This is a genomic window from Bacteroides sp. FSHCM14E1 (assembly GCF_019633785.1).
GTDB classification, from domain to species: domain Bacteria; phylum Bacteroidota; class Bacteroidia; order Bacteroidales; family Bacteroidaceae; genus Bacteroides; species Bacteroides hominis.
On record NZ_JADKYL010000003.1, the window covers coordinates 84,545 to 100,554 of the forward strand.

Consider the following 16,010-nt stretch of genomic DNA (forward strand, 5'->3'; position numbering starts at 1 on the left):
ATGAAAAGATACAGTAAATGAAGAAAAACAGCATTCTTATTGCTCTTGCCCTCTTTTCGGCCAGCGGAACATGGGCCGGGAAGCTGCCGAAGGACACACTGAAGGTGATAGACGTAGAAGAAATCGTAGTCATCGCCGCTCCGAAAGAAAACCGCAAACTACGGGAGCTGCCGACCGCAGTCACCATGCTCTCGCAGCAGGATATGCAGGCCAACCAGGTAAATTCCATCAAAAGCCTGACTGCCCTTGTGCCGAATATCTTCATACCGGACTATGGTTCCAGGCTGACTTCCGCCATCTATATCCGCGGAATCGGCTCACGCATCAACACGCCTTCCGTGGGGTTGTATGTGGACAACGTACCTTATATCGACAAATCGGCGTTCGACTTCAACTACGCCGACATCGAACGCATCGACGTGCTGCGCGGTCCTCAGGGGACCCTCTACGGGCGCAACACCATGGGCGGACTGATCAAGGTGCACACCAAATCGCCTTTCAGCTATCAGGGTACCGACCTCCGTCTGGGTGCCGGAAGTTACAACAATTACAACGCTTCGGTGACCCACTACCATCGTGTATCGGATCAATTCGCTTTTTCAACGGGCGGATTCTACGAATACGGCGGCGGATTTTTCAAGAATACCTACCTTAACAAAAGAATAGACAAGAGTCAGGCAGCAGGCGGACGGTTCCGCGGCATTTACCTGCCCGGCGAGAACCTGAAGCTGGACCTGAACATCAGCTACGAGTACAGCCACGAAGGGGGATATCCGTACTTCTACACAGGAAGAGTGGACCCGGCGGAAAGAGAGGACGATCCGCGAAAAGAACGAATCGGCAAGATCTCGTACAACGACGAGAGCACCTACCGCCGCGGACTGCTGAATGCGGGAGTCAACATAGAGTACCAGGCGCAGAAGTTCATCCTGAGCGCCGTAACCGGATTCCAGAACCTGAACGACCGCATGTTTCTCGACCAGGACTTCACGGAGAAGAACCTGTTCAACCTGATTCAGAAGCAGAAGCTGAACACCCTCTCGGAGGAAGTGATGCTGAAATCGAAACCGGGAAGCAACTGGCAATGGACTACGGGCGCCTTCGGTTTCTATCAGTGGCTGAACACAGACGGACCGGTGATATTTAAAGAAGACGGGGTAAAAGAGGTGATAGAGGGCAACGCCAACAAGGCCTTCGCCAACTTAGGCCCCAAAGCCCCCCGGATGGCGCTGACGGTGAACAACCCGACACTCCGCGTCAGCGGCAACTTTGACACTCCGATACTGAGCGGAGCGATCTACCACCAGTCTACATTCAACAACCTCTTCACCGAAGGGCTCTCCTTTACCGCCGGCCTGCGCCTGGACTATGAAAAGATATCGATGACGTACAACTCCGTCAGCGACCCGATGGACTTTGATTTCAGCATCAGCATGCCGCCCATGCTGAACCTGAAGGACCAGCACATGAAGGCCCCGGCATCCTTCAAAGGCAAGCTGAAGAACGATTACCTGCAATTGCTCCCCAAATTCGCCCTGCAATATGAATGGCAGAAAGGGAACAGCGTCTATGCCACGGTTTCACGCGGCTATCGTTCGGGAGGATACAACGTGCAGATGTTCTCCGACCTGGTGCAGAGCGAACTGAAGAACTCGATGAAAACCGCCATGATGGAAAGCGACGTGTTCAAGAAATACGCCGGGATGATCGGCCAGATGATGCCGGAAGAGAAGATCGACGTGAAGGCATCGACCACGTATAAGCCCGAATACTCGTGGAACTACGAAGCAGGCGCGCACCTCACCCTGTGGGAAGGCCGTCTCTGGGCCGACCTCGCCGCCTATTATATGGATACGCGCGACCAGCAGATAGCGCAGTTTGCCGAAAGCGGACTGGGACGCATCACCATCAATGCCGGCAAGAGCCGAAGTTATGGCGCCGAAGTCGCCCTGCGCAGCAGCCTGACAGACGCGCTCAGCCTGAACGCTAACTACGGATATACGTATGCCACGTTCACCGATTACGTCGTCCGCCAGAAAACGGAGGACGGCAGCCTGCAAGAAAAAGAAAACTATAACGGCAACTACGTGCCTTTCGTCCCCAAACACACGCTCAACGTGGGCGCGCAATACATCTTCCGCATCGCTCCCCGCCACTGGCTGGACCGGGTACAGGTGAACTTGAACTACAACGGTGTCGGACGGATCTACTGGACGGAGCAGAACAACGTCAGCCAGTCGTTCTACGGAACCCTGAACGGACGTGTCAGCCTGGAGAAGGGAAACGGACAGATCGGATTCTGGGTACGCAACATACTGGATAAGGAATATGCCGCGTTCTATTTCGAATCAATGGGCAACGGATTCATGCAAAAAGGCCGTCCGGTGCACTTCGGGGTAGACGTGCGCTGCCGGTTCTGACGCCGAAGCCTGCGCCTCCGGAAGGACGCCCGAAGGGGGCGGAAACAACGGTGCACCGTTGTTCCGACGGCGGTGCACCGTAATTTTGGCTGTTCTCACCACAGAGGACACAGAGGACACAGAGTAGTTTTTTTCTCTCTCTCTTTTCTCTGTCCTCCACCCTCCAAGGGCGAGCGGAATTAAAACTCTGTGCCCTCTGTGTCCTCTGTGGTGAGAAGATCTTATTCGTTGATCGCCCCGCAATGCGGGCATACCCCCTTCTCCCGGAGTTTCTGCCCACAGTTTCCGCAGCGGTATTTATAGCCGGAATTCCTACGCACCTTCTTCACAAAAAGCCAGATGAAGCAAGCTAAAAACAGGTAACCGATATAAATGTGCGTGGTCAGGATGAAGAAGAAGTAGCAGAAGATGCAGCAAGACATCAGCCCCAGCAAATAGAAAACGGCGGCGGCAGGAGTGAGCTGGCGGAACAAATCGTCGAGCACGGCCAGCGTGACGACAATAAACAACCAGATGCTCAGCAGAAAAACCGAAAGGATGAAAGGCACCTTGAACGGCGAAAGGGTGGGATTAAAGTAGAAATGCTCCCAGGTATCGGGGACAAACACCTGCATCGTCTCGTAAACCGTAGCACTGAACGCCATCAGCAGACAGAGGAAAAGAGGATAGACGCTGTCGATATCATTGAAGTAAACCATCTGCAACTGCTTCTTCATGAAAGCACGGAGCAGGTAGACCCCGACAAAGAGGGCGAAAATGATGACGAAATACGAAGCGTGAGTATTGCTGAAAAGGTGGATAAACTGCGAAATACTATCGGTGGGCACGAAGGAGCGCACCAGATCACGGTTGCGCACCCACCCCTGGACGTCCTGCGAGTGGGCCAGCTTCACCCATACGCTGTCCACGCTGTCCTGCGGATGAATGGAAAACTCTGCCACGACCACCCGGTCACCCTTGTTCAGACTGACATAGGCATCCTTCACCGGAAGATATTCCAACCGGACGGAGTCGTCCAGCACCTCCAGATTCGTGTTCCAGGTATAATGGTACCGGAAAAGATAAGCTAAAGAGTCCTTTGTTTTCTCCCCCAGCCCCTCGGCAGTGAGATCGGGCGGTGAATAATGGCAGGCCGCCAGCAGGAAAAAGCCTATCACAGCATAACACAGACGCGCGCAGAGCCCCTTCATTTTCATAAGGCACTCACTTTCATCTGGCAGTTCCGGCAGTCAAATTCCAAGCGGAAGCGTTTACCGTCCGTCGATACCAGATAATAGGGTTCACGATACGGAGAGCGTTCCCGTTGATGAACCGGACACCAGCCCATGCTGTAGCGCAGGCAATGTTTGCAGAACATCAGCACCGCCTTCTCCACAGGCGTCTGTTCAAAAGCAGGAGCAATGCTTGCCACGCCATGCCCGGCATAAAAAGAGGCAGCCCGCGCATTCATCACATTTCCCAGATAGGTCAACGTCGTCTGCGGAAAAGCATGAGTCGTAGGCCTAAGCACCGCCAGCTCTCTCCGGTAGTTGATACGGCGGGCGGCAATCAGTTTCTCAATCGCCTGCCGGCGGAAATCGGCCAATACCGAAGCAGGCAGAAACCAGTTCTCCGTGAAGTCGATGTCGACGCGTTCCGCTTCGAAAGGAGTATTCCCCAACTTAGCCAGCTGCGTCTTCAGGTTCTCTTCCTGTGGCGTACGCGCCGGCTCTTTCGCACGCGGCAGCGACAGGGTCACACGGTTATCATCCTCATCCGTCAGCGTCAGGGCGAATCCGAAGGCAGTGTCCGCCAGCCGGATGGCCACGGCCATCTTGCGTTCGGACGACCGGCGGGCGAGTATCTTCTCAAACTCCTGATCGAAGTTACGGTACAACACCGTTCGGGGCTTGATGCGGGGCATCTCCTGCGGATAGAGCTTATTGCCCTCCACACGGTTGATGCGGAAACCTTGCAGTTTGCCTTGCTCGTCAATGTAGCAAACACCGTCACCGTTATTGAACGACTTCAATCCCGCCACGGTCAGATAATTCCCCCTGGCCTCTTTCATCGTCCCCATCTCCTCTCCTAACGACTTGGGGGTGTCGAACGAAAAAACATCCCTGGTGCGCCCGTGCAGGAAATAATGCGTAAAACCACGGCTGAAACTCTTGTCCAGCTGAGGATTGAAAGCATAACGGCAGCTGCCGGAAGAAGCACGCACATACTCCTTGCGGCGGGCAAGGATGGCATCCAGCTTCTGGCGGTAGGCGGCCGTCACGTTCTTTACATACGAAACGTCCTTCAACCGGCCTTCTATCTTGAAAGAAGAGGCACCGGCATCGAGCAGAGCCTCCAGTTCCTCACTTTGGTTGAGATCTTTGAGTGAAAGAAGATGTTTGTCCTTCGCAATCACCCGGTCGTTCGAATCGACCAGGCTGAACGGCAAACGGCAGAACTGGGCACACTCACCCCGGTTGGCACTACGCCCGAAACAAGCCTGGCTGACGTAGCACTGCCCGCTATAACTTACACAGAGCGCTCCGTGCACAAAGATTTCCAGAGGCACGTCGGGACAAGCCTCGTGTATCTTGCCGATCTCCCGCAACGAAAGTTCACGCGCCAACACCACTTGGCGGAAGCCGGCATCGGCCAGAAATCTCACTTTCTCTGCCGTACGGTTATCCATCTGCGTGCTCGCATGCAACGGAATGGGCGGCAGCTCCAGACCGGCGATTCCCATATCCTGCACAATAAGCGCATCCACTCCGACACGGTACAGGGCCCGGATCATCTCCTCCGTCTCCTTCAGTTCTTCATCTTTCAGGATCGTATTGACCGTAACATAAATCCGCACATTATACAAATGGGCATACTCCACCAAAGCGGCTATGTCCTCCAATGAATTGACCGCTGCCGCACGGGCACCGAACTTCGGCGCACCGATATATACGGCATCCGCCCCATGATCGATGGCAGCCATGCCGCATTCCAGGTTTTTGGCCGGAGCCAGCAATTCTATCTTACGTTGTTTTATCATCTGATATCTTCAATATTATAAGGAGTCTCCTGATAGACGAAATAGTTCAGCCAGTTGGAGAACAACAAGTTGGCATGTCCGCGCCAACGTACCAGCGGCCCCTTGTCCGGATCATCATCTACATAATAATTGCGAGGAACCTCGATAGGCAGACCTTTCGACACATCCCGGCGGTATTCCGTATCCAGTGTCAACGGCGAATATTCCGAGTGCCCTGTCACAAAGAACTCACGCCCACCGCGAGCCACCACCATATACACTCCCGAATCGTCCGACTCCGAAAGCAATGTCAGTTCAGGCACCTTTAGTATATCTTCTTTCCGCACTTCCGTATGCCGGCTATGGGGAACATAAAATTCATCATCGAACCCGCGGAAGATGGGATGCAACGGAAGCAACGTGCGATGTTTGAAAATGCCGAACATCTTCTTGCCCAGTGCATACTTGGGCACACCGTAATGATGGTACAGACCGGCCTGCGCGGCCCAGCATATATAGAGCGTAGAGGTGACATGGGTACGTGCCCAGTCAAATATCTCCGTTATTTCGTTCCAATAATTCACCTCCTCGAAATCCATCTGCTCTACCGGCGCACCGGTAATGATCATACCGTCGTACTTATCGTCCCTCATCTTGTCGAAGTCAGTATAAAATGTCTTCATGTGTTCTATCGGCGTGTTCTTCGAAGTGTGGCTCTTTATCTTCATAAAAGATATCTCCACCTGAAGCGGAGTATTCGAGAGCAGACGCACCAAGTCTGTTTCTGTCGTAATCTTCAACGGCATCAGGTTGAGGATGACAATGCGTAGCGGGCGGATGTCCTGTTGTGTTGCGCGGGAGTTATCTATCACAAAGATATTCTCCTCTTTCAATAGTTCTATCGCAGGAAGCTTATCGGGTAAATTTAAAGGCATAATTGCATACGTATTTAATAATCAATGCAAAAATAGTGTTTTCCTTATTTAGAAGATATACAAATTAAAACATTTTAATCAAAATCGATACCAACTAATGATTAAAAACTCTATTTTTGTACCTACAAATTAGTACTAATAATTAAAATATCAAACAAAATGGCTTACGTAATTAGTGATGATTGTATTGCTTGCGGAACTTGTATTGACGAGTGTCCGGTTGGCGCTATCTCTGAAGGTGATATTTATTCAATTGATCCTGAACAGTGTACAGACTGTGGTACTTGCGCAGATGTATGTCCTTCTGAAGCAATTCACCCAGCTGAATAATACAATCCCCCAAAACAAGATAAAGGCTGCTTTCCTGATGGAAAGCGGCCTTTATTGATTTTTACCCCTACCCGGCTATTGAAACCGGATACTCTTAAAAATAAAGAAGGATGCATCTTTTCACCGATACATCCTTCTCCTTTATCTGATTGGCAGAGTCTTATTTCAGCTTAGCCAATGCTTCTTTGATGCGACGGATCGCTTCAACTATATTTTCATCGCTGGTGGCATAGCTCATACGGATGCATTCCGGAGCACCGAACGAAGTACCGCCTACGCAAGCTACATGAGCATCCTCAAGCAGATACATCGCCAGATCATCCGAATTCTCAATCTTACGATCCCCAACGGATTTGCCAAAGAAAGAACTGCATTTAGGGAACAGGTAGAAAGCGCCTTCCGGCACATTCACCTCAAATCCCGGAACTTCTTTCGCCAACTTCACAATCAGGTTACGACGACGTTCGAAAGCCTTACGCATCTCTTCCACCGGAGCCTGAGAACCTGTATAAGCAGCCTCAGCAGCCTTCTGAGAAACTGAGCAAGGACCCGAAGTATACTGTCCCTGAAGTTTATTGCAGGCTTTCACAATCCATTCCGGACCGGCAATGAAACCAATTCTCCATCCGGTCATCGCATATGCTTTTGACACACCGTTTACAATCACCGTACGTTCTTTCATCTCGGGGAACTGAGCGATACTCTGATGTTTTCCGATATAATTGATGTGCTCATAAATCTCGTCGGCAATGACGATAACCTGCGGATACTTAGCCAATACGGCAGCCAGACCGGCCAACTCTTCTTTGCTGTAGACAGAACCGGTCGGATTAGACGGTGAGCAAAGAATCAAAGCTTTGGTCTTCGGAGTGATGGCAGCTTCCAGTTGGGCAGGAGTGATTTTGAAATCCTGTTCGATACCGGCAGTTACAATCACCGGAGTACCTTCGGCCAGTTTCACCATTTCCGGATAGCTTACCCAGTAAGGAGCAGGCACAATCACCTCATCACCCGGATTTACCAGCACCATGATGGTGTTACATACAGATTGTTTTGCACCATTTGCACAAGAAATCTGAGCGGCTGTATATTCCAGACCGTTTTCTTTCTTCAGTTTCTCTACGATTGCATTGCGCAAAGCCGGGTAGCCCGGAACCGGAGAGTAGCGAGAGAAGTTGTCATCTACCGCTTTCTTGGCAGCTTCTTTGATGTGATCGGGAGTATTGAAATCGGGTTCTCCCACACTGAGGTTAATTACATCAACACCCTGAGCTTTCAGCTCAGCGCTTTTTTGCGACATAGCAAGAGTCGCCGAAGGCGACAAGCTGTTCAAACGGTCTGATAGTTGGTTCATTTCGTATCTATTTTATTGTTGTTGAGTGAATTTGATTGCAAAATAAACTATAATATTTGATATATGAAAGCAAATAGACAGTTTACTTATTAAAATGAAGCGTATGCCCCATCCGCTCTTTCTTTGTCTTCAGATAACGTACATTATAAGGATTCGGTTTAACCTCTATTCCCACGTTCTCGGTAATCTCTAACCCATAGGCTTCCAGACCGATACGTTTCACCGGATTATTCGTCATCAACTTCATCTTTTTCACTCCGATCTCACGCAAAATCTGCGCACCGACCCCATAATCACGTTCGTCGGCATCAAAACCCAAATGGAGATTGGCATCTACCGTATCATATCCTTCTTCCTGGAGTTTATAAGCGGCAATCTTGTTCATCAAACCAATACCACGACCTTCTTGATTCATATAGACAATTACCCCTTTTCCGGCAGCTTCGATCATCTGCATAGCTTTATGAAGCTGCTCACCACATTCACAACGGCATGAACCGAAAATATCACCAGTCATACACGAAGAGTGCACACGTACCAGAATCGGTTCGTCTTTGTCCCACGTTCCTTTTATTAATGCAATGTGCTCCATCCCGTTCGATTTCTGACGGAAAGGTATCAGACGGAAATGTCCAAACTGCGTAGGCATATCCACTTCCACTCCTCTATCAACAATCGACTCCATCTGAAGACGGTATGCGATCAGGTCTTTGATGGAGATTATTTTCAATCCGAAACGACGGGCCACTTCCACCAATTGGGGCAGACGAGCCATAGTTCCGTCTTCATTGATGATTTCAATCAACGCGGCAGCAGGATACAAACCGGCAAGTTTAGCCAAATCGACACTCGCCTCGGTATGTCCAGCGCGACGAAGGACTCCACGCGAACGGGCACGCAGAGGATTGACATGCCCCGGACGTCCCAAATCGGAAGGTTTTGTCTTCGGATCGGCCAAAGCACGGATAGTCATAGCACGGTCGTGCATGGAAACTCCCGTCGTGCATCCCTCAAGTAAATCGACAGTAACCGTAAAGGGAGTCTCGTAAATTGAAGTATTGGATGACACCTGCATATCCAGTTCCAACTCGGCACAGCGTTCTTCCGTTATAGGAGCACAAAGTACGCCACGGCCATGAGTCAGCATGAAATTCACTTTTTCCGGAGTAATCTTTTCGGCAGCAATAATGAAATCACCTTCGTTTTCACGATCTTCATCATCTACCACAATTACGAAATTACCCTCTTTGAAGTCGGCTATCGCCTCTTCGATGGTATTCAGTCTTATTGGTTCCATACTCTTATATCTTAATTTTTGTTATTAATATCCTTTATTGTAAGTTCTACATCCCGGTTCAATGCAATTATCCGTTCCATATCTTTATTCAGGCGTATACGGAAAGCCCAGATACGGAAATAGAAAAATAAACCGATAGGCATCAAAATTCCAATTGCCATATTAAGCCAATAATTATGGAACGGACGCACATGTGCGTTTACAGGGATAATCGGATATTTCTCCAGCTTCTGAAGCAATATCAACGAACGGGTATTGGACATCTCATCTACCAATAACTCCATACGGTTATTAATCGCAATGATCTCCTGATCCTGACCGGCAGTCATCCACAAACTAAAATAATTAGGAGCTTTAGACAACCGGTTCTTTTCCATATAGTTTTTACACTCCTCCGAAAGTGCATCCAGATCAGAGGGAAGGCGCCGATAATCCGGATCATGAATAATCACCTCCTTCTTTGACAGATGGCGGACACTGCGCACACCGAATACTCGCTTAAACCAAGCAATATAAACATCAGTATTCAATACCACAGAATCTTTATTCGATTTATAAGTCAGGAAATATCCCAGCGGAGCCAGAATGGCGGAACTCATCCACATCCCCATCCATACAATCCACTTCCCGTCTCGAGCCATTTTATAGCCTGTATTATCAATAATATAATAAATGATAAAGGTAAACACGGAAACAATAACCGGCATACCCAATCCACCTTTGCGGATAATACCTCCCAAAGGTGCGCCAATAAAGAAAAATAAGAGACAGGAAAGAGAAATTGTGATTTTCCGATGCCATTCTATTTTATGTCTTCGTATGCTAAGATCATTCTGAGCCATTGTAAAGCTCTTAAACCCCCAGTCACTCGACAGATTCTCCGTACGGCCAACGGCTGAAGCTATGATCTTCTGCTTATTCATCAAGGTAGCAACTTTAAACAGACTATCCACATTGTAATCGCCAATGCGCGCTTCCTCCATCTTCAGGGTATCTTCCTTGGTCAGTCCGGCCGCAGTGCGATACGGCCCCTTACTTGCTTCAATGTAATACTGCCTGCCGATACTATCGGCCAATACAGTCATCGAGTCGATGGAAGCCTGTATTTTTATCATATCTTTGGTGGTAGACTGATTGCTCATAATACTGGCATCAGCCATATTAAAGTCCGAATCGAACTGAATGATCGTATGTTTCTCCCGGAAAGATTCCCGGCGATAAGGAACATTCTTCGAACTCATGCTCTGTGCCTTCAGATTCTCAAACATCTCACCGCTGTACAGATGTAGATAAAGATGCTGCTTATCGGCTGTCATCTCCAGACGTCCCGAATCGGCTACAATAATACGTGCATTATCAAAGTTATTGGAGAAATCATAAATAATCACATCGTAGAGCATGCCCGTCTTACGGTCTTTTCTTTGCACTTTCAAATTATACCCATCAATTTCATCATAAAAAACTCCTTCGGGAATATCTACCTCAGGAGATTTCTGCTTCATCGAAATGAGCAAAGTGCCCAACTTGGCTTGTGCCCGCGGCCCTATGACATTTTGGAAATAGAAGGATACACAACAAATGGCGAAGACAAGGACAATGAGCGGACGCATAATTTTAAGCAGCGAAATGCCTGCTGCCTTCATGGCGAGCAACTCAAAACGCTCGCCAAAATTACCAAACGTAATTAAAGAAGCCAACAACACTGCCAAAGGCAGAGACATCGGTACCAGACTCAACGCAGAATAAAAGAAGAATTGAGCCAGTACACTCATTTCTAACCCTTTTCCCACCAATTCGTCTACATACTTCCACAAAAACTGCATCATGAAGATGAAGAGGCAGATGAAAAATGTACCGACAAAGAGTAATAAGAAACTCTTTATTATAAAAATATCTAATCTTTTTATGCGTAGCATCTTAATAGTTTCATGCAATTAAGATACAAAATTAGCACAAAAAAAGGAGTGCAAAAAATTTTTGGTTGAAAGTTAACTAAAAACCGCATGTTCTACGTAACTTACTCACTTGGGAATCCCACAATTCCTTCAAATCATCAACCTCTTCCGGATCAGAAAAGTCACTAATTTCAAGCACATAATCGCCCGTCAATTCATTATTACTCATTTTTATTTCAAAATACTCCCTTTCATTTTCGTCATCAAGCCAATGGAAACGAATAAACGAATAGGCCCGAATGGCAACAATAGTTGCCTGACGCTGTTCGGTTTTACCCCAACAAAAAGTCACTGTTTTATCATCTGATACTACTTTGTCTGCAAACCAGTCCTCCAAACCGGTAGGTGTGCTTATTGCTGACCAAAGAATATTTTTAGAAGTCGCATTCAGAAGATATTCCAAATGTATTTTCTCCTTTTTCATAGCTTTATTATTGATTGTGTGTGCCAAGATAAATACTTTTTTCTAAATACAAGGCATAATTAATTCACTTTCTTCATTACATCTCTTCTTTCAGAGTCAGAAATAGCCTGTTCATCATACTTTCAGAGATGTTTTTTTTAAGTTAAACACAAAAAAGATAGAAAATGTTTTGGAGATTAAAAAAAAGGCTCTATCTTTGCACCCGCAATCGAGAAACAATGGCGGGATAGCTCAGCTGGTTAGAGCGCATGATTCATAATCATGAGGTCCCCGGTTCAATCCCGGGTCCCGCTACTAAGCCGAAAGGCTTGTAAATTAGGCAATTAGGAGGCTTCCACTCTTGGTTGTCTTTTTTGTTTATAGGGGTATTTGCACAGATTTTGCACGGATTTCGATGTAAAACACTGATAATCAATGAAAACGTAAGATAAATCTACTTTAAAATCTCTTTCTTCTGTTTTCTTTTCATTGCTTGGTTTTATTTAGTAATACATGGGGTTTCTGCCTGAGTTGAGGCTTTTTGCACAAGAAATTGCACAAATAGATACGAAAAACGAGATAAGCTACACACCGGTAGTTATCTCGTTTAATCGCGACAAAATCAAATAAAAGACAAAAGCCTTATTATTTCACTTCGTTACATTACAGCGGACTCTTAACAATCAACTTTATCAGTAATCAAAATTTCCTCAGTTCCTTTATCATCCAAAGGTTTGAGAAGTTCTGATTCACTAATAGCCTCCAAATCATTCTTTTGCAGAATTTCATCTACCGCCAGTCCACTCACACAAGAACATGGTGACTTTTTCAGATAAAGACGTGTCTGATAGTTTGTACTATGACGTTTCACCAAACAACGCTTCTCCATGTAACGCAAGAATTCCTTTTGTACTTTGGGTACAATACCCACTTCCTTGCAATATGTACTATACTCCAAGTATAAATCTCGAAGTAATACATATTCCTTTTCTGATTGAAGTACATTGCAATCATGCATGAATCGCTCAAAACTTTGCTTCCCATCCAAAGTAGACTTAGACAAAGTACGATTCTTAACTCCAACAGTGTTTTTTGTATTGGCTCTGTTGTTACCAATCTTAAAATTTTCATTCATAATTTATGAATTTTAATAATTGAAGATAAAGGGTATCTCCTCCCATTATAATATTATTTATTATAGTATTCCATATTTTGCAGCTATTTCAAATAAGCGGTCAGACCTGTATCTGTATTGCCATTGCTTGATTGAAGAATATAACTTTTCTGTCTCTTCCGGACTGTAATTAGGATATAATTTACTGATGTCATGGAATAGGACTATACCTCCTGCACCAAAATAATTCTTAATAATACAGCAGATGGTAAACCAATCTTGATAATTGCGAGTTATGTCCACCTTACTTTCAATTATGACATTTACCAGTCTGACAACTTCGTTTTTCTTACTTTGAGGAATTACATGCGCCAAATCTAAATTTGTAGGTTTAAGTAGCTGATTTGCAACAAAATCAAAGCCATTCACTTTATTATCAGCAATATTATCCTGAAGGATTTCCGTTTTAATCAAATCTCTCACTTTTACACAATCGTTTTCGTCTAAGGTTTTTTCATAAGGTACAGCATCCCAATTCAAATACGGATGTTCATCATACGAAGCAAGCCTTAACCGAGTTATATCACTACAACTTTTATCAATAATGATTCCCATTTTCTCAAATTCCAGTTTCAGAGAATTGAAGTAAAGCTTGTGATTACGGTAATCAGTATACGGTATAATACAGAATAATCCCGTACCACTTGCGGATAAACCGACATACATTATATAGGATAACTTACCTAACCGTTTTTTCAATTTCTCCATGTCAGATATTGACGGGTTATCTTTCCCGTCAATATCAATACAGATTAATGATGAAGGCTCAACCAGTCCGTTACTATTACGCCGATGAAATATTCCACTTGGCGTAATAGCCGGCAACTTACATTTTAGCGTCCTACGTACATCTTTATCCTGAGTAATACGAATCTGTGTTATGACATCTTGCAGATGATTACTTAATAACCATTGACGAATATCTACCACCGTATAAGACCTGCTTGACTTTATGTTATCAAACATTGATACTAAGATTTGTTTTTTCTTATTCATTATTTTCCTGATTAATTATTGTTGTCACATCTCGATAATATAATTTCTCTCCATTTTCCTCAATAGAACATAAACCATTCTCCTCTTTGTTTTCAACCTCTTCCGGCTTTTTTGTACAATAAATACAAGGATAATGATTAGTACCTTTTTCTTTGATTTTAAAATTCAAATTGTCTCTTAATCGACGTTTAAATTCGGGCCTATACACAGGAGTCATTTTCAATTTTTCCCTCGTATATTCCCAGTATTCATCATAAAGGTCTTTCATTCTAAGCGGCTTGGTAGTTTCATCTTTCACATATCCGCATTCTTCAATAAACAAGGCAACTGAATCACTCTCCTTTTCAAACTCTGTTCTAACCGCTTCAATTTCTGGAGTGATTGTAAAACGCTTATTTTTCAGGATACGATTTAGTCCTTTCAAAATCCAATTAAAAATACCGCTAAGTTCTGTGTTGATTATCTTTGTAGCAAGTTCCGGGTCGCGTTCCGCTTCTGGAATTGTAACATTGAATGGCAAAATCAATAATCTTCGGTAAAACCCCTGAGAGCGTTCAATATCTTTTTTACCAATAATATTGGCATTAAAAATGAATTTACAATAATTCTGAATAGTTATTGGTTTCTCGAACACTGAACGTGCTGTCACTTCTTCCGTACTAATCAACTGTTTAAGTATAGCAGAATTGTAACTTGTGCTGAATTCCGAACAGAAATTGAGCAAATATTTTGAAAGTTCGGTTCGATAGTACCCTTTACTGTCACACAAATCACTTAACGAGTTAAAGCACACATTTTTCTTTCCACCTAACAAAGCGGTCAGAATATCGCCAAACGTACTTTTGCCGTTAGCGCCAGCACCTAACAGAATCAGAGCTTTTTCCAGTTTAAGATTCTTAGTTAATATGTACGCACAATATTCAGCAAGTACATTTTGCATACCCTCATCGGGCAACACTTTATCTAAGAATTTTTGAAATTTATCAATTTTCGCATCAGGTTCATAGTCAAAATCCAAACAGTATGTCAGTTTGTCGTTTTTATCAAAATCTCTAAATTCATAATTCCCGTTCTGGCAAACAAAAACGTTACTTTTCAAATTTATAATAACCGGAGTATTTTCTTCAATTTCTGCATCATCTGAATAAAACGCACTTACAAGAAACTGTTTATACAAGTCCTTTTGTGCATCAGCTTTCAATGATTGAAATTCGTTAATCCCTGTCTTAGTGATAACTTCCGCTAAAAAGGCTTTGAATATTTCCGATTGAATATTCTCCCAGTAGCGACCATTAAAGCAATAGATTAACCCGTCTTTAAACATCAAATCATGCCCGCAATCTTGAGCGACTTGCAATAAATATGTTATAGCAATAGTAAATTTAACCTTAATATTAGGCTCATATTTTCTTAATTTACTCCGCAGTTCATCTTTCCTGTCTTCATCACTACTCTTGTCTAATTCACTTCGTATCTTTTCTAAATGATACAGAACTTTGTCATTTCCTTGATGATATATTGCAGGAAAATCAAGTGTTCGAATATTATCCAACACTGTTGCCAGATTAGTGTTTTTGTATACTTTCTGCAAAGCGTCCGATTGAAAATTCAATTTCTTCACTACCGAATCACTTGCTGAAACAGAATTTTCGTTTTCGTCATTATCGTATATCATAATAATAAAATTTTAATGCGTTATTTCTTTTTCTTCTGATTCTTATTAATAATAGTCTGAATAGAAAAGAGCTTGTTTATTTCATCCTTTCCAATAATTTGTTCATTCATCCACTTATCCAGTTCGTCAGGAAAGAAGTAATTCCGGTTTCCTGACTTATGGAAAGGTATCTTGCTTTCCGAAGTCATCTTATATAGCTTTGACTTGCTCACCAAAAATCCTTTCTTTTCCAAGTAGAGCAATGCTTGTTCTAAAGACAGATATTTGGGAATCTCTTCCGGTTTCTCAATTCTTTGCGTTAATAACTCTTTTACTTCTCTAATCTCCGAAATCAAATAATCTATCCGTTCCGGTAATGTGTCATAAGTGGTACTTTCCATCTCTTTTTCGTTTTAATGATGGCGCAAAGGTAATACACCTTGCATCTGGCACAAGATGGCATATTTGGCACATTTGGCACAAATATATACTTG

The 16,010-nt window shown here is 44.7% G+C and carries 13 protein-coding genes and 1 tRNA gene; 3 read left to right on the forward strand and 11 right to left on the reverse strand.

Annotation, left to right across the window (positions count from 1 at the left end):
• Window positions 1–17 precede the first annotated feature (17 nt).
• Entirely contained in the window at window positions 18–2,420 is a 2,403-nt protein-coding gene (locus ISX59_RS06010) for a TonB-dependent receptor (protein ID WP_220575731.1), read from the forward strand.
• Between the two features lie 221 nt (window positions 2,421–2,641).
• Here ISX59_RS06010 and ISX59_RS06015 read toward each other — a convergent pair whose 3' ends face one another.
• Genes ISX59_RS06015 through metA form a run of 3 tightly spaced genes read right to left on the reverse strand, consistent with a single transcriptional unit; the run spans window position 2,642 to window position 6,353 of the window.
• Window positions 2,642–3,616, reverse strand: coding sequence for a zinc ribbon domain-containing protein (locus ISX59_RS06015; protein WP_005810656.1), 975 nt, complete (start codon window positions 3,614–3,616; stop codon window positions 2,642–2,644).
• The gene (locus ISX59_RS06020; RefSeq protein ID WP_032536845.1) at window positions 3,613–5,439 is read right to left on the reverse strand and encodes a U32 family peptidase; all 1,827 of its coding nucleotides are present in this window, start codon (window positions 5,437–5,439) and stop codon (window positions 3,613–3,615) included. The genes ISX59_RS06015 and ISX59_RS06020 overlap by 4 nt, the downstream gene beginning before the upstream one ends.
• A complete protein-coding gene (gene metA, locus ISX59_RS06025; RefSeq protein WP_005778646.1) occupies window positions 5,436–6,353 on the reverse strand; it encodes a homoserine O-succinyltransferase in 918 nt (305 codons plus the stop codon). Before metA ends, ISX59_RS06020 begins: the two co-directional genes overlap by 4 nt.
• A 159-nt stretch (window positions 6,354–6,512) precedes the next feature.
• On the opposite strand from metA, the gene ISX59_RS06030 reads away from it, so the two are divergent.
• The gene (locus tag ISX59_RS06030; RefSeq protein ID WP_005810660.1) at window positions 6,513–6,683 is read left to right on the forward strand and encodes a DUF362 domain-containing protein; all 171 of its coding nucleotides are present in this window, start codon (window positions 6,513–6,515) and stop codon (window positions 6,681–6,683) included.
• Window positions 6,684–6,843: 160 nt separating this feature from the next.
• Here ISX59_RS06030 and ISX59_RS06035 read toward each other — a convergent pair whose 3' ends face one another.
• The 4 genes from ISX59_RS06035 to ISX59_RS06050 all read right to left on the reverse strand — a co-directional run bounded on the left by ISX59_RS06035 (window position 6,844) and on the right by ISX59_RS06050 (window position 11,713).
• Window positions 6,844–8,037, reverse strand: coding sequence for a pyridoxal phosphate-dependent aminotransferase (locus ISX59_RS06035; protein ID WP_005823072.1), 1,194 nt, complete (start codon window positions 8,035–8,037; stop codon window positions 6,844–6,846).
• Between the two features lie 82 nt (window positions 8,038–8,119).
• Complete coding sequence (locus ISX59_RS06040; protein WP_005778652.1) at window positions 8,120–9,334, reverse strand: bifunctional 3,4-dihydroxy-2-butanone-4-phosphate synthase/GTP cyclohydrolase II; 1,215 nt, start codon at window positions 9,332–9,334, stop codon at window positions 8,120–8,122.
• Window positions 9,335–9,345: 11 nt separating this feature from the next.
• Window positions 9,346–11,250: an LptF/LptG family permease gene (locus tag ISX59_RS06045; protein WP_032540286.1), complete on the reverse strand. Its 1,905-nt coding sequence runs from the start codon at window positions 11,248–11,250 to the stop codon at window positions 9,346–9,348.
• A gap of 76 nt (window positions 11,251–11,326) precedes the next feature.
• Window positions 11,327–11,713 carry an START-like domain-containing protein gene (locus ISX59_RS06050; protein WP_005778656.1) on the reverse strand — a complete coding sequence of 129 codons (387 nt, stop codon included), beginning with the start codon at window positions 11,711–11,713 and terminating at the stop codon, window positions 11,327–11,329.
• A 220-nt stretch (window positions 11,714–11,933) separates the two neighbouring features.
• On the opposite strand from ISX59_RS06050, the gene ISX59_RS06055 reads away from it, so the two are divergent.
• Window positions 11,934–12,007 (forward strand) — tRNA-Met (locus ISX59_RS06055).
• A 361-nt stretch (window positions 12,008–12,368) separates the two neighbouring features.
• Here ISX59_RS06055 and ISX59_RS06060 read toward each other — a convergent pair.
• The 4 genes from ISX59_RS06060 to ISX59_RS06075 are packed head-to-tail and all read right to left on the reverse strand — an operon-like array spanning window position 12,369 to window position 15,917.
• Window positions 12,369–12,827, reverse strand: coding sequence for a hypothetical protein (locus ISX59_RS06060; RefSeq protein ID WP_220575732.1), 459 nt, complete (start codon window positions 12,825–12,827; stop codon window positions 12,369–12,371).
• A gap of 60 nt (window positions 12,828–12,887) precedes the next feature.
• Window positions 12,888–13,862 carry a BT4734/BF3469 family protein gene (locus tag ISX59_RS06065; protein WP_220575733.1) on the reverse strand — a complete coding sequence of 325 codons (975 nt, stop codon included), beginning with the start codon at window positions 13,860–13,862 and terminating at the stop codon, window positions 12,888–12,890.
• Entirely contained in the window at window positions 13,855–15,537 is a 1,683-nt protein-coding gene (locus ISX59_RS06070; protein WP_220575734.1) for a phage/plasmid primase, P4 family, read from the reverse strand. Before ISX59_RS06070 ends, ISX59_RS06065 begins: the two co-directional genes overlap by 8 nt.
• 20 nt (window positions 15,538–15,557) lie before the next feature.
• Entirely contained in the window at window positions 15,558–15,917 is a 360-nt protein-coding gene (locus ISX59_RS06075; RefSeq protein ID WP_220575735.1) for a helix-turn-helix domain-containing protein, read from the reverse strand.
• Between the last annotated feature and the right edge of the window lie 93 nt (window positions 15,918–16,010).